Origin of the sequence: Mycolicibacterium moriokaense (assembly GCF_010726085.1) — a bacterium.
GTDB lineage: Bacteria > Actinomycetota > Actinomycetes > Mycobacteriales > Mycobacteriaceae > Mycobacterium > Mycobacterium moriokaense.
Genome location: NZ_AP022560.1, coordinates 3,326,717 through 3,352,957, shown reverse-complemented (window position 1 = coordinate 3,352,957; position 26,241 = coordinate 3,326,717). Strand labels below are relative to the sequence as shown.

Below are 26,241 nucleotides of genomic sequence, written 5' to 3'. Positions count from 1 at the left end.
CGACGTAGCGAGCACAAGGGCTTCTGTGGGCAGGCATAGCATTCCCGACCCCGAGGATTCGGCCGGCGAAGAGCAGCACGACGAAACCGAGACCGCGCGGTTCCGCCAGGCCGATGCACGGCCGAGCTACGGATCCGACGCCGACGCATTCGCCGACGACGAACCGGAATCCGACCCGTCGGGGTTCGACCTGCGTCGCGTCGGGTCGTCCACCACTCCGCCTCCCAGTCGCCCGCGCTGGGACAGCGGTGAATGGACCGGCAGCCACCGCGCGGTGACGCCGCGTCGCCGGGGCGTCAGCGTCGGTGTGATCGTCGCCCTGGTCGCCGTCGTCGTGGTGGTCGGCGCGATCATCCTGTGGCGGTTCTTCGGCGACGCACTCTCCGATCGCAGTGATGTCGCCGCGGCCCGGTGTGTGGATGGTGACCTCGCCGTCGCCGTCGTCGCGGACCCGTCCATCGCCGAGCAGATCACGACCCTGGCCGACCGGTACAACCAAAGCGCCGCGCCTGTGGGTGACCGCTGTGTGAAGGTGGGCGTGACGTCGGCCGACTCCGATCAGGTGATCAACGGATTCATCGAGAAGTGGCCTTCCGACCTTGGCGAGCGGCCCGCGCTGTGGATTCCGGGCAGTTCGATCTCGGCGGCGCGCCTCGAGGCCAGTGCCGGTGAGCAGACGATCAGCGACGCCCGATCGCTGGTCACCTCGCCCGTCGTGCTGGCGATCAGGCCAGAGCTCAAAGGTGCGCTGAGTCAACAGAACTGGGCCACGTTGCCGGCGCTGCAGACCAACCCCACCGCCCTGGACGGCCTTGGCCTGCCGGGCTGGGGCTCGTTGCGGTTGGCGTTGCCGATGTCCGGCGACAGCGACGCCTCCTACCTCGCGGCCGAGGCCGTGGCGGCGGCGACCGCACCCGCAGGCGCACCGCCGACCTCGGGTATCGGCGCGGTGAGCGCACTGGTCGCCGGGCAGCCGAAGCTGGCGGACACGAAGACCGCGACGGCCATGGACGCGCTGCTGGAGGCGTCCGATCCCGCGGCCGCGCCCGTACACGCCGTCGTCACCACCGAGCAGCAGCTCTACCAACGCGGCACCACGCTGTCCGACGCCAAGGACACGGTGACGTCGTGGCTGCCACCGGGCCCCGCTCCCGTCGCGGACTACCCGACGGCGCTGCTGGCCGGCGATTGGCTGTCTCAGGAGCAGGTGGCGGCCGCCAGCGAGTTCGCGCGGTTCATGCGCAAACCGGACCAGTTGGCCGAACTGGCGAAGGCGGGCTTCCGCACCGACGGCGCTACCCCGCCGGCGAGCGATGTCACCGATTTCGCACCCCTGTCGGCGCCGTTGTCGGTGGGCGACAACGCGATGCGCGTCACGCTCGCCGATGCGCTGACCGCCCCCGCGGAAAGCCCGGCGGTGACCATCATGCTCGACCAGTCGATGCCGGTCGTCGAGGGCGACAATTCACGGCTGGCGAATGTGACCGAGGCGCTCAACGCTCGACTGCAGGCGCTCGCACCGAACTCCGCGATCGGATTGTGGACGTTCGACGGCGTCCAGGGCCAGTCCCAGGTTCCGATCGGACCGCTGTCCGACCAGCTCGACGGCAAGCCACGCTCGGCCGTGCTGGCCTCTGGGCTGACTGACCAGACGGCCTCCAGCGGCGGTGCGGTCTCGTTCACCACGCTGCGCCTGGCGTACGAACAAGCCAAGTCGAGTTACCGTGAGGGCCAGCCGAATTCGGTCCTGGTCATCACCACGGGCCCGCATACGGACCGGACGCTGAACGGCCAGGGTCTGCAGGACTACATCCGCGGCGCGTTCGACCCGGCCCGGCCCATCGCGGTGAACGTGATCGATTTCGGCGGCGACGCCGACCGCGCGACGTGGGAGGCGGTGGCGCAGACCACCCGCGGCAAGTATCAGAACCTGAACAGCTCGGCGGGCCCGGAGCTGACGTCCGCGATCACAGCGCTCCTGGCTTAGTGCGACGCGGTTGACAGCAGGGCCATCGCCGCACGGGTGAACTGTTCTGGTACCTCGACCTGCGGGTAGTGCCCGACGCCGGGCAGTTCGACGACGGCGGCCGCCGGCCGCAGCTCACGAAGTCCGTCGAGCACGTGCGTGGTGGCGACGGGATCCTCGAGCGCCCACAGGAAACTCAGCGGCTTGGGCCAGTCCCGTACCGCGCCGTGCCATCGCGTGGCATAGCGGACCCGTTCGTCGAGGTAGGCGATGAGCCGGTGCGGGATGCGGTGCCCGTCGTTGTACGACCAGAGCGCCCACTGCGCCTCCCCCTCCTGCTTGCTCATCGGGTGATCGGCGCTGAACAGCTTGGCGAACTCGCGCTGGTAGGACGACGCGTTGGACAGCCGCGCCAGAATCGGGCCCAGCGGGCCGCGAAGCAGCTTCTGCGCCGGCCGCAGGCTGGCCCGGTGCAGGATGACGCTCCCGTTGCCGATCACCGCGCGCTGCAGCTCGAATGGCAACTGCCCCTGTAGGTCTCGCGCCAGCAGCTCGGTGGCCACCGACGTGCCCATGTCGTGCGCGATCAGCTCCACCGGACCTGAGGTCGTCGCGGCTACCACCTCCGCCACGATGTCGGCCTGCTCGAGCAGGCTGTAGTTGTGCGGTCGCGGTTTGTCCGACAACCCGAAGCCGGGGAAATCCAGCGTCACCCACGCCCGGCCGCCGAGGTGCGGAACAACCTCGCGGTAGTCGTAGGAACTGGACGGGTAGCCGTGCAACAGCAGGATCGTCGGACCCTCGCCCGGCGCCGAACGGACGAACACTCGGCCGGCGGCGGTGCTCAACCAGGAGCCACCGTCGCGCCACTGCACCACACTGCGGGGTAACACGTCACGAACCCTAGCGGCCGAACGTGGATCACCCGCGGATTTCGGCGGCTGGACGGCTCTAGGCGAACGCCTCCACCGGCGGGCACGAGCACATCAGGTTGCGGTCGCCGTATGCGCCGTCGATGCGACGCACCGGCGGCCACACCTTCGGGCGGAACGACTTGCCGAGCGGAAACGCCGCCTGCTCGCGCGTGTATGGGTGGTCCCAGTCGGCCACGAGCAGGCATTCCGCGGTGTGCGGCGCGCCGCGCATCGGGTTGTCGTCGACAGGCCAGGTGCCCGCGGCCACCGCGTCGATCTCGCCGCGGATCGAGATCATCGCCTCGCAGAACGCGTCGACCTCGGCCAGGCTTTCGCTTTCCGTCGGCTCGACCATCAGGGTGCCCGCCACCGGGAAGCTCATCGTCGGAGCGTGGAAACCATAGTCCGCCAGTCGCTTTGCGACATCGTCGACGGTGACACCGGTCTGCTTCGTGATGCCCCGCAGATCGAGGATGCACTCGTGGGCCACCATGCCGTTCTCGCCCGTGTACAGCACCGGGTAGTACTCGTCGAGGCGCCGGGCGATGTAGTTGGCCGACGCGATCGCCGTCAGCGTCGCCGCGCGCAGCCCACCCGCGCCCATCATCCGGATATAGGCCCACGTGATCGGCAGGATCGACGCGGATCCGTACGGGGCCGCCGACACCGTCAGGTCGTCGCCGAGTTCGTCGGCCAGCGGATGTCCCGGTAGGTAGGGCACGAGATGCGAACGCACCGCGACCGGCCCGACGCCGGGACCGCCGCCGCCGTGCGGGATGCAGAACGTCTTGTGCAGATTGAGATGACTGACGTCGCCGCCGAACCGGCCCGGCCGCGCCAACCCGACCAGCGCGTTGAGGTTGGCGCCGTCGACATAGACCTGGCCGCCCACATCGTGGACCGCAGCGCAGATGTCGGCGACGTCGTGCTCGTAGACACCGTGGGTCGACGGGTAGGTGATCATCAGCGCCGCAATGGTTTCCGCGTGCTCTGTGACCTTGGCGCGCAGATCGTCGAGGTCGACGTCGCCGTTCTCGCGGCACGCCACCACCACGACGCGCATCCCCGCCAGCGCAGCCGACGCGGCATTGGTGCCGTGCGCGGACGACGGGATGAGGCAGATGTTGCGCTGCGTGTCACCGCGACTGCGGTGGTAGGCCTGGATCGCCAGCAGACCCGCGTACTCCCCCTGCGAGCCCGCGTTGGGCTGCAGCGACACCGCGTCATAACCGGTGATCGCGGTCAACCACGTCTCGATGTCGGCGATCAGCTTGCGCAGGCCGGGCGTGTCGGACGCCGGGGCGAACGGATGCTGCCTGGCGAATTCGGGCCAGGTGATCGGTTCCATCTCGGCGGCCGCGTTGAGCTTCATGGTGCACGATCCGAGCGGAATCATGCTGCGGTCCAACGCAATATCCTTGTCCGCCAGGGACCGCAGGTAACGCATCATCTCCGTCTCGGTGCGGTACCGGGTGAACGCCGGGTGCGTCAGGAACTCCGAGGTGCGGGTCTCGATTGCGGGTCCGTCGAACCCGTCGGCCGCGGTGACGCCGAACGCCGACAGCACGGTGTCGACGTGCTGCGCCGTGGTGGCCTCGTCGCAGGACACCGACACATGGTCGGCGTCGACCAGCCAGATGTTCACGCCGTGCGCCTTGGCGTTGTCGCGGACCTCAGCCGCCTTGCCGGGAACGCGAGCCAGGACGGTGTCGAAGAACGCGCTGTGCACCACTTCCACGCCGCCCTCGGCCAGGCCGGCGGCCAGTGCCTCGGCGTGCGCGTGCACCCGCCGTGCGATCGCGGTCAACCCCTCGGCGCCGTGATAGCTCGCATACATGGCGGCCATCACCGCGAGCAGCACCTGGGCGGTGCAGATGTTGCTGGTCGCCTTGTCGCGGCGGATGTGCTGCTCGCGGGTCTGCAGCGCCAGCCGGTACGCGGGCGCGCCGTCGGCGTCCAGTGACACCCCGACGAGACGGCCGGGCAGCTGGCGGGCATGCTTGGCGTGGACGGCGAGGTAACCCGCGTGCGGTCCGCCGAATCCCATTGGCACCCCGAATCTCTGGGTGCTGCCGAACGCGACGTCGGCGCCGATCTCACCCGGCGGGGTGATCAGCGTCAGCGCCAGCAGGTCGGCGCCGATGGCCACCAACGCACCGCGCTCGTGCGCCTGGGTCACCAGCTCGGTCCAGTCGACGATCGCGCCGCTGCCGCCCGGCAGTTGGGCGATGACGCCGAAGAACTCGCCGTCGGGCAGGCCCTGCCGCAGGTCTGCGGTGACGATCTCGATGCCCAGCGGCTGCGCGCGGGTGGCCAGTACGGCGGCGGTCTGGCGGTACACGTCGACGTCGACCACCAACCGGTTCGACGACCCGCGTACCGCACGGTGCATCAGCGTCATCGCCTCGGCGGCGGCGGTGCCCTCGTCGAGCATGGAGGCGTTGGCGACCTCGAGTCCGGTCAGGTCACTGACCATGGTCTGGAAGTTGAGCAGCGCCTCGAGCCGGCCCTGGCTGATCTCGGGCTGATACGGCGTGTAGGCCGTGTACCACGCGGGGTTCTCAAGGATGTTGCGGCGCAACACCGGCGGGGTGAGCGTGTCGAAGTAGCCCTGGCCGATCATCGACACCGCGATGGTGTTCGCGTCGGCGAGCGCCCGCAGTTCGGCGAGCGCCTCCTCCTCGGTGGCCGCCGGCGGGAGCTGATCCAGACCGGGCGCCACCTGATCGGCGGTCAATGCGTCGAGGATGCCCGCGGGCAGCGCCTTCTCGGCGAGCTCGTCGAGGGAGCCGACGCCGATGGTCGTGAGCATCGTGGTGACCGCGTCGGCGTCAGGTCCGATGTGGCGTGCGGCGAAGGTGAATGAATCGTTCTGGTCGGACACCGGCGATTGCTCCAGACGCGTGAAGGGTCAGAACCGTTGGGCTCCTCTCCCTCTGTCGTCGGTGCCTGAGAGATTCGGCGACTCGCGCAGCGCGAGGGAGCCTTTCCCCATGGGCGGGTGGGCGCAGGCCTACCACTTTCCAGAGGCATCGGGGCCCTGCGCGGTCCGGGTGCCTGAGAGGTTGACGGAGAGGTGTTGCTCCTTCGGCGTCCGTGGCTGGCGACCACGGAACTCTCCCGCACAAGGGCGATGCGTTGACGAGTTTACCGGTGGACGCCGCAATAGCCGCGCCGAGACCGCGCACAGATCGCCGATTTCGAAATTTTCGCGATCTCCCCGCAGTTTCGAGCGAAGACAGTTAGCCGATCTTGCGGTCGCGGTGCTTGCGCCGCGACGCCAGCTCATCCTCGGGCGCCGCGATGGATTCACCGCCGTCGGCCCGCTCACCTGGGAAGTCGGCGATCGCGCCGGTCAGCTCACGCATGGCGCCGGACACCGCGATACCGAACACACCCTGGCCACCCTGCAGCAGGTCGACCACTTCCTCGGCCGAGGTGCACTCGTAAACCGTGGTGCCGTCGGAGAACAGCGTGATGTTGGCCAGGTCACGGACACCGCGCTGACGCAGGTGATCGACGGCGACCCGGATGTTGTGCAGCGAGATGCCGGTGTCCAGCAGTCGCTTGACGATCTTGAGGACCAGGATGTCCTTGAACGAGTACAGACGCTGGCTGCCCGAACCGGCGGCGCTTCGGATGGACGGCACCACCAGCGACGTCCTGGCCCAGTAGTCGAGCTGCCGATAGGTGATACCGGCGATCTGGCATGCACTGGGGCCGCGGTAGCCGACGAGCTCGTCGGGTACGGAGTCGTCAGGGAAGAGACCTGCCTGCACTGGTGCTTCGGAAACGGTCACTCCTGATTCTGATTCGGCCGGACCGGTGGCTGAGGACAGATCGAATTCCTCTTGACGTGGCGTGTCTTCCACTTTCGAATCCTCTCGCCGGTCTCGCCTCGTGACCTGCATGGCAGCACGTTTGCCCAAGCCCGAATGTGTCGAGCATACGCTGTCGCCGGGCCCGAGACTGGCCATCAGCAGGTCCGACCATCAGAGTATGGCTGCCCACTTGACCGATCTGAGAAACCCGGCCCGCGTGTCGAGGCCGACGAGACGCTTCCGTGACAAAACCGCACGAAAAAGCGACCCGAAACTCGGCTGGATCGGGCTAGGTCGCCTTGAAATCGTCGGGCGACACGCTGTCGAGGAATTCCTTGAACTTCTCGACCTCGTCTTCACGCACCGCGCCGGTGGCTTCCTCGTCGTTCTCATCGGGGATGAGCAGCCCGGCCTCGGCGAGCACCGCCTCTTCCACGTAGATCGGCACCCCGACCCGCAGTGCGATCGCCACCGAATCCGACGGCCGCGCCGACACCTTGATGTCGCGGTCGAAGATCAGGTCGGCGTAGAACGTGCCCTCCTGGAGGTCGACGATGCGCACCTCCTTGAGCGAATGGCCAAGCGCGCCAATGACATCTCGAATCAGGTCGTGCGTGAGCGGTCGCGCCGGCTCCACACCCTGCTGTTCGAGTGCGATCGCCGCCGCCTCCGACTGGCCTATCCAAATCGGTAGGTAGCGGTCGCCATTGGCCTCGCGGAGCAGCAGCACCGGCTGGTTCTGGGGCTGCTCCACGCGAATGCCGACTACACGAACCTCACCCATCTGTGTCCGCCCTTCGCGCTGAGATGCCTGCCGAAATCGAGTCTAATCCTCAGCGGTCGAGTACGTCGCGCACCGCGGACTTGATTAGCGACGTGTGCAACGTGATGGCCAATGCCGCTACCTCACGCGCCAGATCGTCGGCGCGGTCGCGTGCACCCGCCTTGTCCGCCTTCACCACCGGTCCTGCGATTTGAGCGATCAGATCGGACTGGCGGTCGGCCGCCGACCGGAAGGCGCGCAGATGGCGTGGCTCGACGCCGTACTCCGCAAGCGCGCGAGCGCACTGGGCGATCAGCACGGAGTGCTCGTCGAAGAAGCCGCCCGGCCCGGTCTTGATCACCCCCGCCTTGACCAGTGCGGTGATGAGTTCGTCGTCGACACCCGAGCGGGCGCGCAAGTCCTCGCGTGACAACCGCACCTGCGTCGGGGCCACGCCGCCCTGCCCGCCCGCAGCATCGGTAACGGCGCCGGTCACCGGCACCAAACGCGGTATGGCGTAAGCGGATCCGCTCTGCGGCAATTCCCCGTCCGGCAGGGCGTCCAGCTGGGCCTTGATGACCTTCAACGGGAGATACTGATCGCGCTGGGCGGTCAGGATGAACCGCAGGCGAGCGCAGTCGTAGGCGGTGAACCGACGGTAACCCGACGCCGTGCGCTCCGGGGTGACCAGGCCCTCGGCCTCCAAGAACCGAATCTTGGAGATGGTCACATCCGGGAAGTCCGGTCGCAGCAGATCGAGAACCGCGCCGATCGACATCCCAGTCAGAGCGGGGGTGTCGGGCTGGCTCATTTACTCGTCGCGAGTGCGCTCATCGGCCACTAGCTGCCGCCGTCGTCGCTCTTGGGCCCGGTGAGGAACACCAGGCGGAACTTGCCGATCTGCACCTCGTCACCGTTGGAGAGCACCGCGGAGTCCACGGGCTCGCGGTTGACGTAGGTGCCGTTGAGGCTGCCGACATCGACGACCTGGAACTCGTTGCCTTCGAGTCGGAACTCGGCGTGACGGCGGCTCACGGTCACATCATCGAGGAAGATGTCGCTGTCGGGATGCCGACCCGCCGATGTGACGGGCTGGTCGAGCAGGAACCGCGATCCGGCGTTGGGTCCCCGCTTGACGACCAGCAGGGCTGAGCCGACGGGCAGGCCCTCGACCCCCGTCACCGCCCCCTCGGTGCCCGCCGCCGCCGGAGCGTCCAACTCGTTGAGGAAGTCCGCGCGGAAGACAGATGTCGTCTCCACAGTGACATCGTCAGACGTCTGGTCCGCCCCAGAATTCTGGTCCTTGTCCGTCACCCGCTGCTCCTCACTAGCCGCTGTGGCGTATTCAGGCCAAACCCGCAGCCGAAGTTCGTCTGGTGTCGACCGTACCGTGAGGTGGACGCGATTGTGTCCACCACCGCCGGATCCGCCTCTGGTTGGTACCCAGTCGGGAAAACCCTAACAACTCGTCATTCGGCCACGGTGGCGCGGTAGCCATCGGCGTCCAGAAGCTTGCCGAGCCCGTCCGCCAACGCGTCGGCGTCGAGCTGCAGGTCGATCAGCCAACCTCCGCCGTAGGGCTCCGAGTTGACGAGCTGCGGGTTAGCCTCCAGATCACCATTCACCGCAATGACTTTCGCGCTGACCGGCGCGTAGAGATCGGACACCGACTTCGTCGATTCCACCTCGCCGAACGACTCCCCCGCAGTCACCTCGGCGCCGACGTCGGGCAGCTGGACGAATACGACGTCCCCGAGCGCGGACTGCGCGTAGTCGGTGATACCGACGCGGACGGTGTCGTCGCCGGTGCGCTGCACCCACTCGTGCTCCTCGGTGTAGTACAGGTCGGCTGGGATTTCGCTCACGGCGCTCCTCATTCTCTTCCGCGGGTCACCGCGGTGATCTATTCCGCGTTTTCACTGCTGACGCGTGCACAAACTCATTTGACTGGCTGAGCGTATTGGCGAGGTTTCGGTTGCCGCAAGGCGGTGACGTCGACGCGCTCCGCTTGCTGCACGCTCATCGTGCCGCCGACACGTTCGACACTGTCCATCGCACCGCCAGGAATGTTCATGGCTGCGGCGAGAGTCGGCGGATCACCAATGGCAGTAACCGAATACGGCGGGTTGAGCGTCACGCTGTCGACGACCAGCGCGCCGGGGACACCGACGACCCAGGTGTCCAGACCCACCCGCACCTCCGAACCTCCGCCGCGAATCTCCATCGCCTCGGCACCCGCGTTGCGTAGCTCGTTGATGACGTCGAGCATGGTCTCGGCCGGCACACCGGGGGTGGTGTCGGTGATGGTCAGGGTCACGCCGGGGCCGGTGGCGGGCACCGTGCCGATCAGGATCGACAAGGCGGCCAGCCGGGCCTGCGCGTTCTCGATCGCCGCCTGATCGCTGGACCCGGAGGCCTGCAGTTGCGCCAGCGTGCGCTGCAGGTCGGCCACTTCGGTGTTCAGCGCCGCCTCCCGTTGCTGCAGCGAGTCCAGCAACACCAGCAGATCGGCGGGTCGGGCGTTCTCCAGCGAATCGCCCGACTCCGTCTGCCGTACCTGGGTGATGATCGCGACACCCAGCAGCAGACACAGCAGCACCGCCAGTGCCCCAAAGATGACCTGCGTACGGCCGCGCCGGACGACGCCGGCAACGCCACCGGCGTGCAGTTCGCCGATCTCGGGAGCCGGCGCATCGGGCGGCAGCTCGTGGCGGCCGTGCTGCTCCGCATCGGCAGGGTGGCGGGACTCGTCACTCATCGCTTACGTCACGCACCGAACAACCTGCGCCGCAACGCGGCAGCGTTTCCGAAGATCCGGATGCCCAGCACCACGACGATCGCGGTGGACAGCTGCGTCCCGACGCCGAGCTGGTCTCCCAGGTAGACGATGAGCGCGGCGACCAGCACGTTGAACACGAAGGACACCACGAACACCTTCGAGTCGAAGATGCGCTCCAGATAGGCCCGTAGACCACCGAACACGGCGTCCAACGCGGCGACGACGGCGATCGGGAGGTACGGCTGCACGAACTCGGGCACCTCGGGGTGAAACACCAACCCCAGCGCGATGCCGATGACGAGTGCGACGATTCCGATCATTTGTCTGGACTCATCCAATCTCCTTGGCGAAGTTGACATCTCGGACCGGGCTGGCCGGCAGGGTAAGCGCCTCCGACGTGCTCACCCGGGCTCCCACTCCGTACGAGGTCTCCAGCAGACGCAGGCGCTGCAGACCAGGACTGCGCTCGAAGCGATCCCGCACCGCGTTCGGCGGTCCGACCGCGAGGATGACATAGGGGCTGCTGATCGGTTGATTGTCGACCAGGATGCCGCCGCCCGCCTGCCGGATCGTCACGTTGGGCCCGATCCGCACGCCGCCCACCGAGATCGCCTCCGCACCGCTGGCCCACAGCGAATTGACCACGAGCTGCAGGTCGCGGTCCAGGATCACCTGCTGGCTACCGGGCAGTCGCCGCTTGGACACGTCGGTCAGGTCCCTCGTCATCCCAGGATCGGTGACGGTGATCTCCAGGCCGGGGCCGATCACGGGGGTGGCCGCCGCCTCGAAATTCGATTCGTCGAGTTCGCCGAGCAACTGCTGGCCGCGCGCGTCACCCTCGAGGCGTTGCCGCCGTACGGTATCCACTTGCGCCGCAAGGTCATCGCGTCGGGCGGACGCGTCCGCCACTTCTGTTTCGGCGGAGCGCACGCTGCCGGACAGCACCTGTTGCGTCTCGCGCACGCCGGGTGCGGTCGACCGGGCCTGGGCGACGGCAGCGACGAACACCAGCGCGATCAACACCGCCCCTGCGAGCTGCCACGCCCACGACTGCCACCTCTTGCGGCGTTTTCCCTGCCGCTTCGCGTCGGCCGCCGCCTGGTATCCCGGGTCGAGGTGGTCCGACAGCAGCGAACGCAACAGCGAGGGCACCGGGATCAGGGACGGCCTGCCCGCGTCGTGGGCGCTGCGTCCGGCGTTCGGGTCGTAGCCGCCGAGATGACTCATCGCCCTACCTTGGGCATACGGCGCATCACCAGCGAAACCTGGATCAGGTAGAGCACGCCCGACCACAGGTACATCACCAGGCCCCAGATCAGGAACGCCCAGCCGGAGGCGAGGATCACCCGGCTCCACAACGCGTCCCACTGACCGAGCAGGATCAGCGGGAACCCGGACATCAGCGCGAACGTCGCGGCCTTGCCGATGTAGGTGACCGGCAGCGCGGTCAGTCCGCGGCTGCGCAGCAGCGGCAGCGTCGCGGCCAGCACGACGTCGCGTCCGAGCAGGGTGAGCACGATCCACCACGGCACCGACCCGTGGACCGCCAGCGCGATCGGGATGGCGACCATGTAGATGCGGTCAACGAATGGGTCGAGTAGTTCCCCGAGTCTCGACGACTGGTTGTCGACCAGTCGCGCGATCTTGCCGTCGGCCCAGTCCGAGACCCCGCTGACCATGAGGACCGCGACGGCCCAGGCGTTCTCATGGGCCACCAGCAGCAACCACAGGAACACAGGCACCAGCACCAGGCGCAGCACACTGAGCGCATTGGGCACCGTGAACACCCGGGATTGCGACGTCTGTGCGGCCCCCGTCTGAGTTCGCCGGCCCGGCGACTCGTCCATGCGTAGAACCTAGCGGAATACTCCGGGCAGGCTCAGTGCCGACAGCGTGTCATCAGCGAGCGGGTTGTCGTGCACCATGTACGTCCACGTCGACGTCGGCCGCGCGAGCTTGGACAGGTCGATGCCCGGCTCGTCCTCGATGGACTGGGCGGTGTCGAACGTCTGCTGGGCGGCCTCGATCGCGTCGGCGGCCAGCGACGCGAACGCGTCGACGGCCATCCGGTGGAACTCGTCCAGGGGATTCTGCCTGCCGAGCGCGCGCAGATGGATGCTCTCCCGGATGTCGGCCAGATACGCCAGGTGGTCGGCCCAGCCGCGGTCCAGGTGATACAGCATGATCAGCCGGCAGATCTTCTCCAGCTTCTCCTCGCCGATCTGCTCTGCCAGCTCCTCGTAGCGGTCCGGCGACAGCTCACGCAACTCGTCGCGTGCGGTCGGAGTGCGCAGCAGGGTGTTGCGGCGGTCGACGAGGATCGCGCGCTGCTGAGCAATCAGCTGGTTGTAGCGCCAGGTGTTGGCATGCACGTCGAGCATGCGGCCCTCGGCGACGCGCTGGGCATGGTCGAGCAGGCTCGCCGCCCTCGGATTGGTGATGCGGCCGTCCTCGTCGGTCTGCATCGGCAGCTTGCTCGCCTCCAGGTGGGCGGCCACCACGTCGTCTTCCCAGCTGGAGAAGAACACCGACGAGCCCGGATCGCCCTGACGGCCGGCGCGCCCGCGCAGCTGGTTGTCCAGCCGCTCGGTGTTGTGGCGTCCGGTCCCGATCACGTGCAGCCCGCCGAGCGCGGCGACCTCGTCGTGGTCGGCCTCGTCGGACCCGCCGAGCCGGATGTCGGTGCCGCGGCCGGCCATCTGGGTGGACACGGTCACCGCACCGAGCTTGCCCGCCTCGGCAATGACGGCGGCCTCCTCGGCGTCGTTCTTGGCGTTGAGCACCACGGCGGGGACGCCGGCCTTCACCAGCCGCTCGTGCAGTTCCTCGGACTCGGCGACGTCGCGGGTGCCCACCAGGATCGGTTGACGGGTCTTGTGCACCTCGATGATGTGCTCGACGATCGCGTCGTTCTTGGCGGCGGCCGTGACGTACACGCGGTCGGGCTCGTCCTCGCGGATGTTCGGGGTGTTCGGCGGGATCGGCGACACCCCGAGCTTGTAGAACTGGCGCAGCTGCTCGCCCGCGGCCAGTGCGGTGCCGGTCATGCCGCACACCGTGGGGTACCGGTCGATCAACGCCTGCACGGTGATCGTGTCGAGCACCTCGCCGGTCTCGGTGGTCTCGATGCCCTCCTTGGCCTCCACCGCGGCCTGAAGTCCGTCGGGCCAGCGCTGCAACTGCGCGATGCGGCCGCGGGAGGAGTTGATGAGGTGCACGGCGTCGTCGCGGACGATGTAGTGCACGTCGCGCTGCAGCAGTACGTGCGCGTGCAGCGCGACGTTGACCTCGGTCAGCGTCGAGCCGACGTGCTCCTCGGAGTACAGGTCGATGCCGCCGAGTTTCGCCTCGAGCTTCTGCGCGCCCTTCTCGGTGAGGTGGACATTGCGGCTCTCGGAGTCGGTCTCGTAATCCTCACCCTCGGTCAGCTCGCCGACCATCCGGATGATCTCGACCTTCGGCGTCTCGCGGTGCGTGGTGCCCGCGAGCACCAGCGGCACGAGCGCCTCGTCAACGAGCACCGAGTCGGCCTCGTCGATCAGCGCGACATCGGGGTTGGGTGACACCAGGTCCTCGACGTCGGTGACCAGCTGGTCGCGCAGGACGTCGAAGCCGATCTCGTTGACCGAGCCGTACGTGACGTCGCACTTGTACGCCTTGCGCCGTTCGTCGGGCGTCGAGTCGGCGGTGACCCAGCCGACGGTCAGGCCGAGCGCCTCGATCAGCGGGCCCATCCACTCGGCGTCGCGGCGGGCTAGGTAGTCGTTGATGGTGATGACGTGCACGCGGCGGCCACCGATCGCATAGCCGGCCGCGGCGATCGCACCCGCCAGGGTCTTGCCCTCGCCGGTGGCCATCTCGACGACGTCGCCGGCCAGCATCCGCAGGGCGGCCTGCAGCTGCACGTCGAACGGTCGCAGCGTGGTGGTCCGCTCGGCTGCCTCGCGCGCGATCGCCAGGAACTGCGGGATGTCCGCGGAGTCGGCCAGGTCGTCCAGATTCAGCAGCTTCGCGGCCTTGAGCAGTTCCTCGTCATCGAGGTCGGCGGCCTTCTCGTCGAACTCCGCCGACTCGCGGACCTGCGCCATCGACGACGCCTGATCCCGTTCGGTGCTCGCCCCGAGCATCCGCCAGAAGCGACTGCTTACACGTCCTGAGGTGCGGGTCTTCGTCTTCGCCACAGCTTTACGGTACGCGGCGCCGCGACTTACCCGGACGTCGAGACTGTCCCGGCGGCCCTAAGCGAGGTTCGAGCGACGCGGGTAAGCCACCGTCGGATCCGTCAACGCATTGACGACCGCGGGCAGTCCGGCGGAGAACGCCCGCTCGAGCGCGGGACGCAGCTCGGCGGGCGCCGCCACCAGCTCGCCGTGTCCACCAAGCGCGGTGACCACCTCGTCATAGCGAGTCCCTGGCCGCAGTTCGGCGACCACCGAGTAGCCGTACAGCATTTCCATGGGGTGTTTCTCCAGCGCCCAGATGCCGTTGTTGCCGATCACCGAGACCACGTGAACTCCGTGGCGCACCAACGTGTCCCACTCCATACCGGAGAACCCGAACGCGCCGTCGCCCTGCAGCAGGACGACCTGCCGATCGGGTCGGGCCAGCTTGGCGGCCAGCGCGTAACCCGGTCCGGAGCCCAGACAGCCGAACGGGCCGCTGTCCAGCCACGCGCCCGGCACATAGCTGTCGATGACGCGACCCGCGTAGGACCCGAAGTCGCCCGCATCGATCACGACGATGGCGTCGCGATCCAGCAGCGCGCTCACCTCGGCGTAGACCCGCATCGGGTGCAGCGGCGTCCGGTCGTCGGCCAACTCCGCGGCCTCACCCGTCCGCGCCGCGGTCTCCGTGGTGCGCAGGGCGGCGATCCAGTCCTCGTGCTCGGTCGGCGACGCCGCCGACAGTGCCGACAGGATCGTCGTCAGGTCGCCGTACAGTTCGGCGGCGACCGCGCGCGGATGCGGCCGCTCGGGCGCGACGCGGTCGGCCACGATCAGCTTGGTCTCGGCCCCGAACACACCACCGAAGCCGAGCCGGAAGTCCATCGGCACGCCGATCACCACCGCAACGTCGGCCTCTCCCAACGCTTTTGACCGGGCACGCGAGAACGCGAGCCGATGGTCGGCGGGTACGGTCCCCCGCGCCATACCGTTCATCAGCACCGGGATCCGCAGCGCTTCGGCCAGGTGAAGCAGCGCGGCCTCGGCATGGCCCCACCAGACGTTGGTGCCCGCCATGATCACGGGCCGCCGTGCGTCGCCGAGCAGCCGGACCGCCGCGTCGACGGCGTCGCCGTCCGGCTGAACGACGGTGGCTGGACCCGTCAGCGCACCGGGTGCGCCGGCGTCGTGCGCCTCGCCGAACACGTGGTCCATCGGGAAGTCGACGAACGACACGCCCGTCGCCTGTCCGTCCGATCCCGCCGCGGCCCGCAGTGCATCGTCGACCAGCGTGCCGACCGCGTCCGGCGACTGCGCGGTCGCTGCGAACCGGGTCAGCGGCGCGACGAACGGCACGTGGTCGATCTCCTGCAGCGAACCCTGGCCCCAGCGCAACGCGGGGGCGCGGCCGCCGAGCACCACCAGCGGCGACTGGTTCTGCGCAGCGGCGGCCATCGCGCTCATACCGTTGGTGACACCGGGCCCGGCGGTCAGCGCCGCGACGCCCGGCACCCGGGTCACCTTCGACCAGCCCTCGGCCGCGAACGCCGCCGTCTGTTCGTGTCGCGTGTCGATCAGGCGGACGTGCTCTGCTTGGCAGCCGTCGTAGATCGAGAACAGATGCCCGCCCGACAGCGTGAAGACGGTGTCGATGCCGCTGGCCCGCAACCGCCGCGCGATCAGGTGTCCGGCGTTGACCGTCGGAGCGTCGTTGCCCATGGGGGCAGCATAATCAGCGCGTGAAAACGGACGTCCTCATCGCCGGCGGCGGACCCGTCGGCCTCACCGCCGCCATCGAGTTGACCCGGCGCGGCATCGACTGCCGAATCGTCGACCCACTTGCCCAGCCCCCGCAGTACGCGAAAGCCGTTGGCGTACAACCTCGTACACTCGAAGTCTTCGAGTCCATGGGCATCCTGACGCGCATCCTGGACGCGGCAATCCAGATGCGCGGACAGATCATCTACGTCAACGGCGAGAACGTCGGCCAGATCGACTTCACCATCCCCTCCGACGTGCCGTTCGGCTTCATCGCCATCCCGCAGTACGCCGCCGAGCGGATTCTGCGCGACGAACTCGCCCTGCGTGGCGTACATGTCGAGCGTGGCCTACGGATCACCGGCTTCGACCAGGACGCCGACGGAGTGCGCGCCACCCTGGCGGGCGACGGTGGCGAGCAGACGGTGCAGGCGAGCTACCTGATCGGGGCCGACGGTGCGCACAGCACCGTGCGCAAGGCTCTCGGCCTGACATTCGAGGGCGCGGCGTTCGAGGAGCAGTACATGCTCGGCGACGTCGAGGTGGACTGGTCCATGCCACGCGGGTACGGCATCCGCGCCATGCACCAGACCGACGGAGCCACCGACGACCTGCTGGTGTGCATTCCGCTGCCCGGCAGGGGCCGGTACCGCATGTCGATGCTCGTTCCGCCCGAACTGGCCGCTGAGTCGTCGGGCGGTGTCGCCCACGGGTTCGAGGGTGACCGCACACCGGAACTGAGGCATATCCAGGCTGTGCTGGACCGGCTGTCGCCGGAGCCGACGACGGCACGAAACCTGCGCTGGTCCTCGGTCTTTCGCATCAGCCACCGCATCGTCGACGCCTACGGTCGGGGTCGGGTGTTCGTCGCAGGCGACGCCGCGCACATCCACCCGCCCACCGGCGCGCAGGGTATGAACACCGGCATCCAGGACGCACACAACCTCTCGTGGAAACTCGCGCTCGCGGTGTCCGGACGTGCGGCACCGGGCCTGCTCGACAGCTACGACGCCGAACGGCGTCCCGTCGGCGAGGAGGTCGTCGGCCGGACCGTGCGCAGCGCACGCGAGGGCATCGGTTCCGATTCCAACGACATCGACTTCATCATTCGTCGCGAAGCACAGTTGCTGATCGACTACTTCGACAGTCCGATCGTGGCCGCGAACGCCGGGCGACGCGCACCCGATGCGACGGGTCTGACCCGCGATGCCGTCACCGGATCCCTGAGACTGTTCACGCTCTTCGGGCCTTCGCACACCGTGCTGCTGTACGCCGCCGAGGACACCGGCCCCGCCGACGTCGAGACGTTCGAAGCGGCCGCCGAGACCGCCGTCGCGGCGGCGAAAGGCGACGTGACCGTCTACCTGATCGCCGCACCCGGCGCCGCCGTCGCCACCACCGTCCTGCCCGTCATTCGCGACGCCGGTTCGGCGTTCGCCGCCGCGTATCCGACCGCTGACCGAACGGCGTTCGTCATCCGCCCCGACGGCTACCTCGGCTTCGCCGGCGCACACACGGATACCGACGGCCTGGCGGCGCATCTGCGGACGATTTTCGGTCCAGAGGGCCGCGCATAGTTGAGGCCACCGCCACGCCCTTAGCAGTGTGGCGAGGTACGTTGCCACAGTGGATGAGGGAATGTTCGCCCCTACGCTGGACTGGAGCCAGGAACTCCTGGTCTCGCTGAAGTGGATCGGCCAGGCATGGTTGATCGCCGCGGTCGCGACGCTGGTGATCTGCGTGCTGCTGGCCAGATACACGGTGTGGGGCCGGCAGTTCTGGCGCATCACCGGCGACTATTTCAAGGGGCCGGAAAGCGTCAAGGTGTGGCTGTGGCTCGGGCTGATCCTGCTATCGGTGATCTTCGGCGTCCGACTGTCGGTGCTGTTCACCTTCCAGGGCAGCGACATGATGACCAGCTTCCAGGTCGTGGCATCGGGCGTGGCCGCGGGTGATGACGCGATCAGGAACTCCGGACGCGACGGCTTCTATCTGTCGATGTTCGTGTTCTCGGCGCTGGCCGTCCTGCACGTCGCGCGGATCATGTTCGACCTGTTCATCACGCAGCGGTTCATGCTGGCCTGGCGCGCGTGGCTCACCGACCGGATGACCGGTGACTGGCTGCACGGCAAGGCGTACTACCGCGGACGGTTCATCGACGACACGATCGACAACCCCGATCAGCGCATCCAGTACGACATCGATATCTTCACCGCGGGCGTCGGCGGGCTTCCGAACACCCCGGCCAACACCTCGACGTCGACGCTGCTGTTCGGGTCGGTCAACGCCATCGCCTCGATGATTTCGTTCACCGCGATTCTGTGGAGCCTGTCGGGGACGCTGACGATTCCAATCGTGAACTACGAGCTGCCCAAGGCCATGTTCTGGATCCTGCTGACCTACGTGCTGTTCGCGTCGGTCATCGCGTTCTGGGTGGGCCGGCCGATCATCTGGCTGTCGTTCCGCAACGAGAAGTTCAACGCGGCGTTCCGCTACGCGCTGGTGCGGCTGCGCGACGCATCGGAGGCGGTCGCGTTCTACCGCGGCGAGCTCGCCGAACGCACCGGGTTGCGCAAGCTGTTCGCGCCGGTCGTCGCCAACTACAAGCGGTGGATCAACCGGATGATGGGCTTCTACGGCTGGAACCTGTCGATGAGCCAGATCATCGTGGTGCCACCGTATTTGTTCCAGTTCCCGCGATTCTTCAGCGGTGAGATCACCCTCGGCGCGATGAGCCAGTCGGCGTCGGCGTTCGGCAACATCGAGCAGGGGCTGTCGTTCTTCCGTAACGCCTACGACGCGTTCGCCGGCTACCGCGCGTCGATCATCCGTCTCGACGGCCTGATGACCGCGAACGAGGAGGGCCGTGCGCTGCCGGAGATCACCACCACGGCCTGCAAAGACGGCACGGTGCAGCTGTCCGGTGTCGAGGTCCGTACGCCCGACGGGAAACAGCTCGTGGACCCGCTCGACCTGCACCTGCAAGTCGGCGACACGCTGGTGGTGACCGGTGCATCGGGTGCGGGCAAGACCACGCTGCTGCGCAGCCTCGCCGAGTTGTGGCCTTACACCACAGGAACATTGACCAGGCCGTGCGGCCCGAACGAGACGATGTTCCTGTCGCAGATGCCGTATGTGCCGCTGGGTAATCTGCGCGCCGTCGTCAGCTATCCCAACGAGGAAGGCGAGATCGACGACGCCACACTGAAACGCACGCTGGAGAAGGTGGCGCTACCGCATCTGACCGGGCGGCTGGACGAGGTCGAGGACTGGGCGAAGATCCTCTCCCCCGGCGAGCAGCAGCGAATCGCGTTCGCGCGCATACTGCTGACCGCCCCCAAGGCGGTGTTCCTCGACGAGTCCACGTCGGCGCTCGACGAGGGTCTGGAATACCTGGTGTACAACCTGATTCGGACCGAGCTGCCCGACACCATCCTGGTCAGTGTCAGCCACCGCAAAGCCGTCGAGCAGCACCACACCCACGAACTCGAACTGCTCGGCGACGGCGAATGGCGATTCGGCCGGGTGGGCGGCGAGGAACCGGTCCAGGTCTAGGCTCGCGCGGCATGCGCGCCCGCGCGCCTGCCGAAGAACGAGCCCTCACCCAGCTGCGTGCCGCTGGAATAGCCCTTGCCGTCCGGCACGAGCTTGGAGGCGGTCGCTCCCGCGGCATACAAGCCGGGCACGATGCTGCCGTCCTCACGCAGCACCTGTCCGTCGACGGATGTGGCGAGGCCACCGAGCGTGAACGCCGAGTACATCGCCTTGCCCAGTGACAGGTCGAATGCACCCCACGGCCCTTTGTCTTGGGGCGCAATGTATTCAGGCTGTTTGTGGAAGTCGGGGTCTTCGCCCTCGGCCGCGTTGGCGTTGTACCGATTGAGTGTGGCGACGAGCTTGCCCTCCGGAATCCCGAGCGCCTTTTCCATCTCCTCGACGGTCTCCCACCCGTCGATCAGCGGCACGAGCGGCACCTCGGGGTTCTGCAGGTGGGCTTCGTCCACGATGAGGAAAGCCGCACTGTCGGGCTGATCCATCACGAAAGCCGAAGTGCGCGAATGGTAGGAGTCCTCCGTGACGAACCGCTCCCCGAGCTTGTTGACGATGATTCCCGTCAACAGGATCTCGGGCGGATAGACCGGCGCCGTCATGAACGCCTCGTCCATATGCTTGGTGTAACCGCCTGCGGAGACGCCCATCCGGATCCCGAGGCCGTCGTCATAGGTGCTGCCGAGCACGAACGGCTTCTCCGAGATCCTCGGCGTGTATTTGGCCACCATGTCCGGGTTCATCACGAACCCGCCCGCGGCGATGATCACCGCCTTCGCCTTGATCGCGCCGGTGTCGTTGAAGTGCTTCCAGCGCACGCCGACCACTGTGCCGTCGCCGTCGACGACGAGGTTGGTCGCCCCGGTCTCGTAGCGGACCTCCACCCCGAGTTCGGCGGCCCGCTTCACCAGCAGATCGACGACCATCGCCGCGCCGCCGAGTTCACCGGGCACGGGCACCGAGTGTCCGCGCGGCGCCGGCTTCGCCTTCTCGCAGAACGGCCACACCTTCTCGTTGCCCGTGTACGACAAGCCCTCGGTGCCCGGCGGAACGACCACCTTGCCCGGATAGAAGCTGCGCTCGAACTGAAAACCCAAGTCCTCCAACCAGTTGAAGTGTTCGACGCTGCCCTCGCAGTACGCCCGAATCTTCTCGGGCTCGGGGTCGCTCGACACCGCCATCAGGTACTTGTACATCTCCTCGGCGCTGTCGTCGTGACCGGTCGCCTGCTGAACGGCGGTGCCCCCGCCGAGATAGAAGTGGCCGCCGGCTTGCGAGGTGGTGCCGCCCGCGGCGGCGGCACGCTCCAGCAGCAGCACCCGCGCCCCTGCCGCCGCCGCGCTGAGGGCTGCCGAACCGCCGGCGATACCGAAGCCGATCACCAGCACGTCGACCTCGTCGGACCATGACGTCACATCGGCCGCGCTGACGGTGTCCGGGATGTCGAGACCGCTCACTGTTGCTCCTGTTTCACGTAGTCGAAGAAGGCCTTGATTTCGCCGGGGATATCGGCGATCTCGATGTAGGGCACGCCTGCGTCGGCGGCGGACAGGTAGGCGAACCGCATGCCTCCCGGCATGACGCCCTGCTGCACCACGGGTGTGCCGTCGCGTTCTGCGTCACGCAGTGCGGCGTCGAAGGCGGGTGAATCGAGCGCCTCGAGGCAGATGTGGTGCAGTCCGGGCCCTGCAGTGTCGAGGAACTCCGAGTACACGCTGACACCGCTCTGCGGTGCGATCAGCTCGAGCTGGGTGTCACCGGCGTAGCTGAACGAGATGTGCGCGGTGAAATCGGCCGGGCGCCCGCGGTAGGTACACGTGTCGGGCGTGAAGTGGACATCGGGCACCCGTACCCACTTCCTGGCGCCCAGCATGGCGGTCAGCGCCTTTTCGGTGGCGTCGAGGTCCCGCGTCACCCACGCAATCTGGACAGGTGTCTGGGCAAGCATCGCGTCGAGGATATCCCCCGCCGCACCGGATGGCTAGAACGTGTTCTAGTTTCTGCTCGCCTGCTATTCCTCGCCGAGGTAGGCCTTCAGACACCGCTCGGCCATCGCACTGGCCATCGCCGGATCGGTCCCGAACGCCACGTTCGCGTCGCGCCACCTTTCGCCCGACAGCGCGAGGAAGCGCTTCCCATCGTCGGTGACGATCCACTGCTGGCCGAACGACGGGTCGATGGCCTCGCCGGTGGACAGATGGATCGCCAGGCCGAGCAGCATCGAATCCCAGCCCATCCCGACGGCGCCCGGCCCGAACTGCTCCCAGTGGTCGTCGACATGGGCGATGTGCTCGATCACCAGGCGCGCGCGGTCCGACCCATCGGCGGTGACCGTGACGTCGATCCAGCTGACACCACCGCCGAATTCCCAAGTCGCCGTGAAGTTCTTCGGCGGGTCGCAGGTGAGGATGGTGCCGCCGGCCTGTCCCTCCAACTGATACTTGCCGCCGACCGTGAGCTCGCCGGTGATCGGCATCAGCCACCTCGGTATGCGCTCGATGTTCGTGACGGCGTCCCACAAATCATCCTGGTCGGTCTCATAGGACTGACTGATGGTGACGACGTGCGCCTCTTTCGCATCGATGATGCGGGTGCCCAACTTGCGTTCGACGGCCTTGATCTGATGCTCGACGTCTACCTCAGTCACGTTGTCCTCCTTGGTTTCTGCGTTGTCGCTTACCGCGCGCGATCTCGGTCGCCAGGGCGTCCAGGTGGGGCGCCCAGAAGCGACGGAAGCCGTCCAGCCACTCGTCGACGTCGCGCAGCGCCGCACCGTTGACCGCGTACAGCCTGCGTTGGCCGTCCGGACGCACCGACGTGAACCCGTTCTCCCGCAACACCTTCAGGTGTTGCGACACCGCGGGCTGGCTTATCGCGAACTCGGCCTGGATCTGCGCACCGATGGCCCCCGCCGACTGCTCACCCTCGGCCAGTAGTTCGAGAATGCGCCGGCGTACCGGATCGCCGAGTACGTCGAACGCGTGCACTCCACCAAATTAAAGTCTCAACTTATATAAGTCAATACTGAATTATTTCGTGAGCATCTCGATCAGCAGTTTCACCTGGACGTCGAAGGCGACGGCCGGATCGGTGAGCGTGTCCTGTCCGTACTGTCCGAAGACCTCGAGGCTGATCGCTCCGATGAGGCCCGCCCACAGCAGGAAGCATTTGGCGAGCGCGGAGTCGTCGCCGGAGAAGTCGAACTCCTCGCGCACTCCGTCGTAGTCCGACGACAAGGGCTGCGGCACAACGACTTCGGTCTTCGAGACGTCGCCTGCCTCGATCCCGGCACCGACGGCGTCGAACAGCGCGCCCACCACCCGGGTACCCGGGCCGACGGTCCGCTCCGCCGGTGCGCGGTAACCAGGCACCGGGCTGCCGTACAGCAAGGCCCACCGCGCGGGGTGAGCAACCGCCCACGCGCGGGCGGCGTGGGCCATCGCATGCAGCCGGTCACGCCACGACGCTTCGGCCGCGCCGGCTTCGTCCACCGCATCGGCCAGCTCCGTATAAGCGTCGACGAGCAGCAGTGTCAGCAGTTCGTCGCGACTGGCCACGTACCGGTACACCGCCGACGACACCATTCCGAGATCACGTGCGATGGCACGCAGCGAGAGACCGGCCGCGCCCTCGGTGACCAGATGGCGGCGGCCCAGCTCGATGATCTGGGCCTCGATCCGTTCGCGAGTGTCCTGCCGCTTACCCATCGCGCCAGTGTCGCATAAATGAGAGCACTGCTCTTGAAATTCTCCCGACCGCGTGGCACTCTCGAAAGAGAGCACTGCTCTCACAGTTGAGGAGAACCTGATGACAACCCGCTACGACCAGCCCACACCGGCTGCCCGGGCTTTCAACCAACTGTTCCGGCTGCTGGCCGAGGTCGGAATCAGCGTCGCAGGCACGATGGCGATCCGGGTGCGCGGCCGCAAGACCGGAAAGCGGCGCGGGGTGGTGGTCAACCTGTTGTCCGTCGACGGCCGCGACTACGTGGTCTCACCCCGCGGAAACACCCAGTGGGTGCGCAATGCGAGGGCGGCAGGCCGCATCGAGATGGGTCCTCGGTGGCGCACCCGCGAAGTCGGCATCGCCGAGGTGCCCGACGACGCCAAGCCGGCGTTGTTGAAGCGCTATCTCGACCGGTGGTTCTGGGAGGTCAAGGGCCATGTCGGCGGGCTGACGCCACAATCGTCGGACGCCGAACTGCGCGCGACCGCGCCCTCGATCCCGGTGTTCGAACTCCGGCGCTAGCGGGCAGGCGCGTTCATCGCGGAGATGACGTCCTGCTGTGCCTGCTGGCTGGTGATGTGCCAGGACACCGCGGCGGGGAACTGTCCCCAGGTGCTGTTGAACATGCCGACGATCGCGGCCCGACCGTCCGGGGTGACCGAGTAGACCGGCCCGCCGGAGTCGCCCTTCTGACTCACCACGCCGTTGGCCATCGTGAACCAGCCGTTGTACACGGCCTGGATGTTCCCGCAGCTCTCCCCCGTGACGACACCGAAGTGGCACACCGCCAGACCGGGCGTGGGGACTATCGCGGGATCGGAAACGAGCACCAGACCCCGGGGCAGCACGTTGTTGACCGTGACGTCGGAGGCCAGGTTGATGGCCTCCCAGTCGGTGATCTGATGGTTGGTGTCGATGGTCGCGCCGTTGGGTGTGTTGTCACGGAACGCCCCCTGCTGACCGATGAACCTGCGCCCCCGGTCGAGCACGCTGCCGTCCCCGCGGCAATGGCCCGCGGTGTAGGCGACCCGCGCCTGCGTATCGACGAATCCCACGGTGCACGCGTTGGTGCCCTGGATGACCTCCATACCCGGGAACACGACGACTCCCGGATCGGCGCCGACCGGCATGACCGGGAGAACGAGCGCGACAACCGGCGCCGCGGCCGCAGCGACTACTCGTAACCACCGTCGGCGCATGTCGCCCCCCCTTGGGTCTCAAGTGTGTAAAGGGTACCGACGTAGAGCGCTGCTCACAGGCCGAGTGAGATAACCCGATAACCACGCCCGACCAGGAGCAACCGAACGACGTCGTCCCTACTCCCACCCCATCGGCGCGGATCACGAAGACGTTACAGAGTGGCAACGACGGCCGCGCCGGGGGTGCGTCAGGAGTCGAACCCGAGGCCCAACGCGTCCAGCGTGCGTAGGAAGATGTTTCGGCGGCCGGCCGAGTGATCGGCGCGATCGAGCGACCACCGCGTCGCCTGGATGCCGATGCTCGCGAAGGGTTCGGGCGGGAACGGCAGCGGCTTCTCCCGCACCATCTGCAGTTCGGTACGCGGAGTGCACGCACCCTCGAGCAGGTCGAGGCAGACGTCGGCGGCGAACCTGGCCGCGCCCACCCCGAGTCCGGTGAACCCGTTCACATACGCGACCCGGCCGTCGTGGGCAGTCCCCCAGTGCGCACAGAACCGCGTGTTGGTGTCGATGGCCCCGGCCCAGCGGTGCGAGAACCGGACGTCCTCGAGCTGCGGGAAGGTGATGAAGAAATGCGCGGCGAGGCGACGGTACGTCGCCGGCCGGTCCTCGTAGGCCGGATTCACCTTGCGGCCGAAGTGGTAGACGGCGTCGTAGCCGCCCCAGACGATGCGGTTGTCCACGGTCAGGCGGTAGTAGTGGAACTGGTTGGCGCAGTCGCCGATTCCCTGCCTGCCCTGCCACCCGATACGGGCCAGCTGCTCATCGGTGAGCGGTTCGGTGGCCAGGACGTAGTCGTAGACCGGGACGATGCGCAGCCGATTTCGCCGCAGCAGGCTCGGAAAGACGTTCGTCGCCAGCACCACCTGGCGCGCGGTGATGGTCGACGTCGCAGTGGCGACGCGCAGTGTGCCGCCGTCGGATTGCAGGCCGGTGGCGTTGGTGCCCTCATAGATCTGCACGCCCGCTTCGGCACTTGCGCGGGCGAGTTCGAGCGCCAGCCTGGCCGGATGGACGATGGCGCAGGTGTCCGGGCTGAACAGGCCCGCGAGGTAGGTCGGCGAGTCGGCCTCCGCGCGGACCTGCTGCGCATCGAGGAAGCGGCCTTCGCCGGCGTCGGCGGCCTCGCGCAGCCAGTCGACCTGATGTGGTTCGGTGGCCACCGAGAGCATCCCGGTGCGCTGCCACTCCGTGTTGAGGCCGAGGCGCTCGATGTCGGACTGCATACCGTCGAGGTTCGCCATGCCGAGCTTCTCGAGCGTGTCGAACTCGTTGGGCCAGCGCGACTTTCCGTTCTCGGCACCGTGCGTCAGGCTGGCGTCGACGAAACCGCCGTTGCGCCCCGAGGCCGCCCAGCCGACACGGTGCGCCTCGATGAGGACGATCTTGCGGCCGGGATTGCGCTCGGCCGCGTGCAGGGCCGTCCACAGCCCGGTGTAACCACCACCGACCACCAGGAGGTCACAGCTGACCGAGGTGTTCAGCGGGGGGTAGACCGGCCTTGGAATGTCCAGCCACATCGAGCCGAACGTGGTTGCCGCAAGCGAACGTTCGACCAGCGCGGGGTCGACGGGGGCATCGAACACCGTTTCCACATGGCGGA

Annotated in this window: 24 protein-coding genes and 1 riboswitch; of the genes, 4 read left to right on the top strand and 20 right to left on the bottom strand. The window is 67.6% G+C overall.

The features are described from left to right. The first annotated feature begins 25 nt into the window (after positions 1 to 25). Positions 26 to 1,987 carry a substrate-binding domain-containing protein gene (locus G6N43_RS16340; protein ID WP_083150741.1) on the top strand — a complete coding sequence of 654 codons (1,962 nt, stop codon included), beginning with the start codon at positions 26 to 28 and terminating at the stop codon, positions 1,985 to 1,987. On the opposite strand, the gene G6N43_RS16335 is transcribed toward G6N43_RS16340, so the two are convergent. The 13 genes from G6N43_RS16335 to G6N43_RS16275 all read right to left on the bottom strand — a co-directional run bounded on the left by G6N43_RS16335 (position 1,984) and on the right by G6N43_RS16275 (position 16,125). Continuing rightward, the gene (locus G6N43_RS16335; protein ID WP_083150740.1) at positions 1,984 to 2,859 is read right to left on the bottom strand and encodes an alpha/beta fold hydrolase; all 876 of its coding nucleotides are present in this window, start codon (positions 2,857 to 2,859) and stop codon (positions 1,984 to 1,986) included. The two genes, G6N43_RS16340 and G6N43_RS16335, sit on opposite strands and share 4 nt — an antisense overlap. 58 nt (positions 2,860 to 2,917) lie before the next feature. Continuing rightward, the gene (gene gcvP / locus G6N43_RS16330; protein ID WP_083150739.1) at positions 2,918 to 5,764 is read right to left on the bottom strand and encodes an aminomethyl-transferring glycine dehydrogenase; all 2,847 of its coding nucleotides are present in this window, start codon (positions 5,762 to 5,764) and stop codon (positions 2,918 to 2,920) included. A gap of 151 nt (positions 5,765 to 5,915) precedes the next feature. Continuing rightward, positions 5,916 to 6,013, bottom strand: a riboswitch (glycine riboswitch). A 109-nt stretch (positions 6,014 to 6,122) separates the two neighbouring features. Further along, on the bottom strand, positions 6,123 to 6,752 hold the full coding sequence (locus G6N43_RS16325) for a MerR family transcriptional regulator (RefSeq protein WP_083150738.1): 630 nt from the start codon (positions 6,750 to 6,752) through the stop codon (positions 6,123 to 6,125). 238 nt (positions 6,753 to 6,990) lie between these two features. Next, complete coding sequence (locus G6N43_RS16320) at positions 6,991 to 7,485, bottom strand: bifunctional nuclease family protein (protein ID WP_083150737.1); 495 nt, start codon at positions 7,483 to 7,485, stop codon at positions 6,991 to 6,993. 49 nt (positions 7,486 to 7,534) lie between these two features. After that, positions 7,535 to 8,275 (bottom strand): transcriptional regulator FtsR, encoded by a 741-nt coding sequence (ftsR, locus tag G6N43_RS16315; protein WP_083150736.1) that lies wholly within the window; start codon positions 8,273 to 8,275, stop codon positions 7,535 to 7,537. 29 nt (positions 8,276 to 8,304) lie between these two features. Continuing rightward, entirely contained in the window at positions 8,305 to 8,778 is a 474-nt protein-coding gene (garA, locus tag G6N43_RS16310) for a glycogen accumulation regulator GarA (protein WP_083150735.1), read from the bottom strand. 155 nt (positions 8,779 to 8,933) lie between these two features. Continuing rightward, on the bottom strand, positions 8,934 to 9,329 hold the full coding sequence (gene gcvH / locus G6N43_RS16305) for a glycine cleavage system protein GcvH (protein ID WP_083150734.1): 396 nt from the start codon (positions 9,327 to 9,329) through the stop codon (positions 8,934 to 8,936). Between the two features lie 74 nt (positions 9,330 to 9,403). Continuing rightward, the gene (locus G6N43_RS16300) at positions 9,404 to 10,222 is read right to left on the bottom strand and encodes a DUF881 domain-containing protein (protein ID WP_083150733.1); all 819 of its coding nucleotides are present in this window, start codon (positions 10,220 to 10,222) and stop codon (positions 9,404 to 9,406) included. Positions 10,223 to 10,230: 8 nt separating this feature from the next. Beyond that, positions 10,231 to 10,563, bottom strand: a complete 333-nt coding sequence (locus G6N43_RS16295) for a small basic family protein (protein WP_083150732.1) — start codon at positions 10,561 to 10,563, stop codon at positions 10,231 to 10,233. Between the two features lie 10 nt (positions 10,564 to 10,573). Further along, entirely contained in the window at positions 10,574 to 11,470 is an 897-nt protein-coding gene (locus G6N43_RS16290; RefSeq protein WP_083150731.1) for a DUF881 domain-containing protein, read from the bottom strand. After that, positions 11,467 to 12,090 (bottom strand): CDP-alcohol phosphatidyltransferase family protein, encoded by a 624-nt coding sequence (locus tag G6N43_RS16285; protein WP_083150730.1) that lies wholly within the window; start codon positions 12,088 to 12,090, stop codon positions 11,467 to 11,469. The genes G6N43_RS16290 and G6N43_RS16285 overlap by 4 nt, the downstream gene beginning before the upstream one ends. Before the next feature lie 9 nt (positions 12,091 to 12,099). Continuing rightward, complete coding sequence (gene secA2 / locus G6N43_RS16280) at positions 12,100 to 14,370, bottom strand: accessory Sec system translocase SecA2 (RefSeq protein WP_234810080.1); 2,271 nt, start codon at positions 14,368 to 14,370, stop codon at positions 12,100 to 12,102. A gap of 111 nt (positions 14,371 to 14,481) precedes the next feature. Beyond that, positions 14,482 to 16,125: an acetolactate synthase gene (locus G6N43_RS16275; RefSeq protein ID WP_083150728.1), complete on the bottom strand. Its 1,644-nt coding sequence runs from the start codon at positions 16,123 to 16,125 to the stop codon at positions 14,482 to 14,484. Between the two features lie 20 nt (positions 16,126 to 16,145). Here G6N43_RS16275 and G6N43_RS16270 point away from each other — a divergent pair, with 20 nt between their 5' ends. Both G6N43_RS16270 and G6N43_RS16265 read left to right on the top strand, forming a co-directional pair. Continuing rightward, the gene (locus G6N43_RS16270; RefSeq protein ID WP_083150727.1) at positions 16,146 to 17,741 is read left to right on the top strand and encodes an FAD-dependent monooxygenase; all 1,596 of its coding nucleotides are present in this window, start codon (positions 16,146 to 16,148) and stop codon (positions 17,739 to 17,741) included. 61 nt (positions 17,742 to 17,802) lie between these two features. Then, positions 17,803 to 19,719: an ABC transporter ATP-binding protein/permease gene (locus G6N43_RS16265; RefSeq protein ID WP_083150726.1), complete on the top strand. Its 1,917-nt coding sequence runs from the start codon at positions 17,803 to 17,805 to the stop codon at positions 19,717 to 19,719. Here the strand turns inward: G6N43_RS16265 and G6N43_RS16260 are convergent. The 5 genes from G6N43_RS16260 to G6N43_RS16240 form a co-directional block, all read right to left on the bottom strand. Further along, positions 19,716 to 21,170, bottom strand: a complete 1,455-nt coding sequence (locus tag G6N43_RS16260) for an FAD-binding protein (RefSeq protein ID WP_083150725.1) — start codon at positions 21,168 to 21,170, stop codon at positions 19,716 to 19,718. The two genes, G6N43_RS16265 and G6N43_RS16260, sit on opposite strands and share 4 nt — an antisense overlap. Then, positions 21,167 to 21,661 (bottom strand): VOC family protein, encoded by a 495-nt coding sequence (locus G6N43_RS16255; RefSeq protein WP_083150724.1) that lies wholly within the window; start codon positions 21,659 to 21,661, stop codon positions 21,167 to 21,169. The genes G6N43_RS16260 and G6N43_RS16255 overlap by 4 nt, the downstream gene beginning before the upstream one ends. Positions 21,662 to 21,724: 63 nt before the next feature. Beyond that, complete coding sequence (locus G6N43_RS16250) at positions 21,725 to 22,360, bottom strand: SRPBCC family protein (RefSeq protein ID WP_083150723.1); 636 nt, start codon at positions 22,358 to 22,360, stop codon at positions 21,725 to 21,727. Then, positions 22,353 to 22,700, bottom strand: a complete 348-nt coding sequence (locus G6N43_RS16245) for an ArsR/SmtB family transcription factor (RefSeq protein WP_083150722.1) — start codon at positions 22,698 to 22,700, stop codon at positions 22,353 to 22,355. Before G6N43_RS16245 ends, G6N43_RS16250 begins: the two co-directional genes overlap by 8 nt. Before the next feature lie 42 nt (positions 22,701 to 22,742). After that, on the bottom strand, positions 22,743 to 23,420 hold the full coding sequence (locus G6N43_RS16240) for a TetR/AcrR family transcriptional regulator (protein ID WP_083150721.1): 678 nt from the start codon (positions 23,418 to 23,420) through the stop codon (positions 22,743 to 22,745). Positions 23,421 to 23,520: 100 nt separating this feature from the next. Between G6N43_RS16240 and G6N43_RS16235 the strand changes: the two genes are divergently transcribed. After that, positions 23,521 to 23,961: a nitroreductase/quinone reductase family protein gene (locus G6N43_RS16235; RefSeq protein ID WP_083150720.1), complete on the top strand. Its 441-nt coding sequence runs from the start codon at positions 23,521 to 23,523 to the stop codon at positions 23,959 to 23,961. On the opposite strand, the gene G6N43_RS16230 is transcribed toward G6N43_RS16235, so the two are convergent. Beyond that, on the bottom strand, positions 23,958 to 24,638 hold the full coding sequence (locus G6N43_RS16230; protein ID WP_083150719.1) for an Rv1815 family serine proteinase: 681 nt from the start codon (positions 24,636 to 24,638) through the stop codon (positions 23,958 to 23,960). The two genes, G6N43_RS16235 and G6N43_RS16230, sit on opposite strands and share 4 nt — an antisense overlap. 188 nt (positions 24,639 to 24,826) lie before the next feature. Then, positions 24,827 to 26,233 (bottom strand): NAD(P)/FAD-dependent oxidoreductase, encoded by a 1,407-nt coding sequence (locus G6N43_RS16225; protein WP_083150718.1) that lies wholly within the window; start codon positions 26,231 to 26,233, stop codon positions 24,827 to 24,829. Positions 26,234 to 26,241: the final 8 nt, after the last annotated feature.

What these genes read in the sequence shown, in the direction of transcription:
- G6N43_RS16235 (WP_083150720.1), top strand. Translation starts at nt 23,521, where the DNA reads ATGACAACCCGCTACGACCAGCCCACACCGGCTGCCCGGGCTTTCAAC.
- G6N43_RS16240 (WP_083150721.1), bottom strand. Translation starts at nt 23,420, where the DNA reads ATGGGTAAGCGGCAGGACACTCGCGAACGGATCGAGGCCCAGATCATC.
- G6N43_RS16285 (WP_083150730.1), bottom strand. Translation starts at nt 12,090, where the DNA reads ATGGACGAGTCGCCGGGCCGGCGAACTCAGACGGGGGCCGCACAGACG.
- G6N43_RS16290 (WP_083150731.1), bottom strand. Translation starts at nt 11,470, where the DNA reads ATGAGTCATCTCGGCGGCTACGACCCGAACGCCGGACGCAGCGCCCAC.
- G6N43_RS16300 (WP_083150733.1), bottom strand. Translation starts at nt 10,222, where the DNA reads ATGAGTGACGAGTCCCGCCACCCTGCCGATGCGGAGCAGCACGGCCGC.
- G6N43_RS16255 (WP_083150724.1), bottom strand. Translation starts at nt 21,661, where the DNA reads ATGCTTGCCCAGACACCTGTCCAGATTGCGTGGGTGACGCGGGACCTC.
- ftsR (WP_083150736.1), bottom strand. Translation starts at nt 8,275, where the DNA reads ATGAGCCAGCCCGACACCCCCGCTCTGACTGGGATGTCGATCGGCGCG.
- G6N43_RS16320 (WP_083150737.1), bottom strand. Translation starts at nt 7,485, where the DNA reads ATGGGTGAGGTTCGTGTAGTCGGCATTCGCGTGGAGCAGCCCCAGAAC.
- G6N43_RS16230 (WP_083150719.1), bottom strand. Translation starts at nt 24,638, where the DNA reads ATGCGCCGACGGTGGTTACGAGTAGTCGCTGCGGCCGCGGCGCCGGTT.
- G6N43_RS16265 (WP_083150726.1), top strand. Translation starts at nt 17,803, where the DNA reads ATGTTCGCCCCTACGCTGGACTGGAGCCAGGAACTCCTGGTCTCGCTG.
- secA2 (WP_234810080.1), bottom strand. Translation starts at nt 14,370, where the DNA reads ATGCTCGGGGCGAGCACCGAACGGGATCAGGCGTCGTCGATGGCGCAG.
- G6N43_RS16295 (WP_083150732.1), bottom strand. Translation starts at nt 10,563, where the DNA reads ATGATCGGAATCGTCGCACTCGTCATCGGCATCGCGCTGGGGTTGGTG.
- G6N43_RS16275 (WP_083150728.1), bottom strand. Translation starts at nt 16,125, where the DNA reads ATGGGCAACGACGCTCCGACGGTCAACGCCGGACACCTGATCGCGCGG.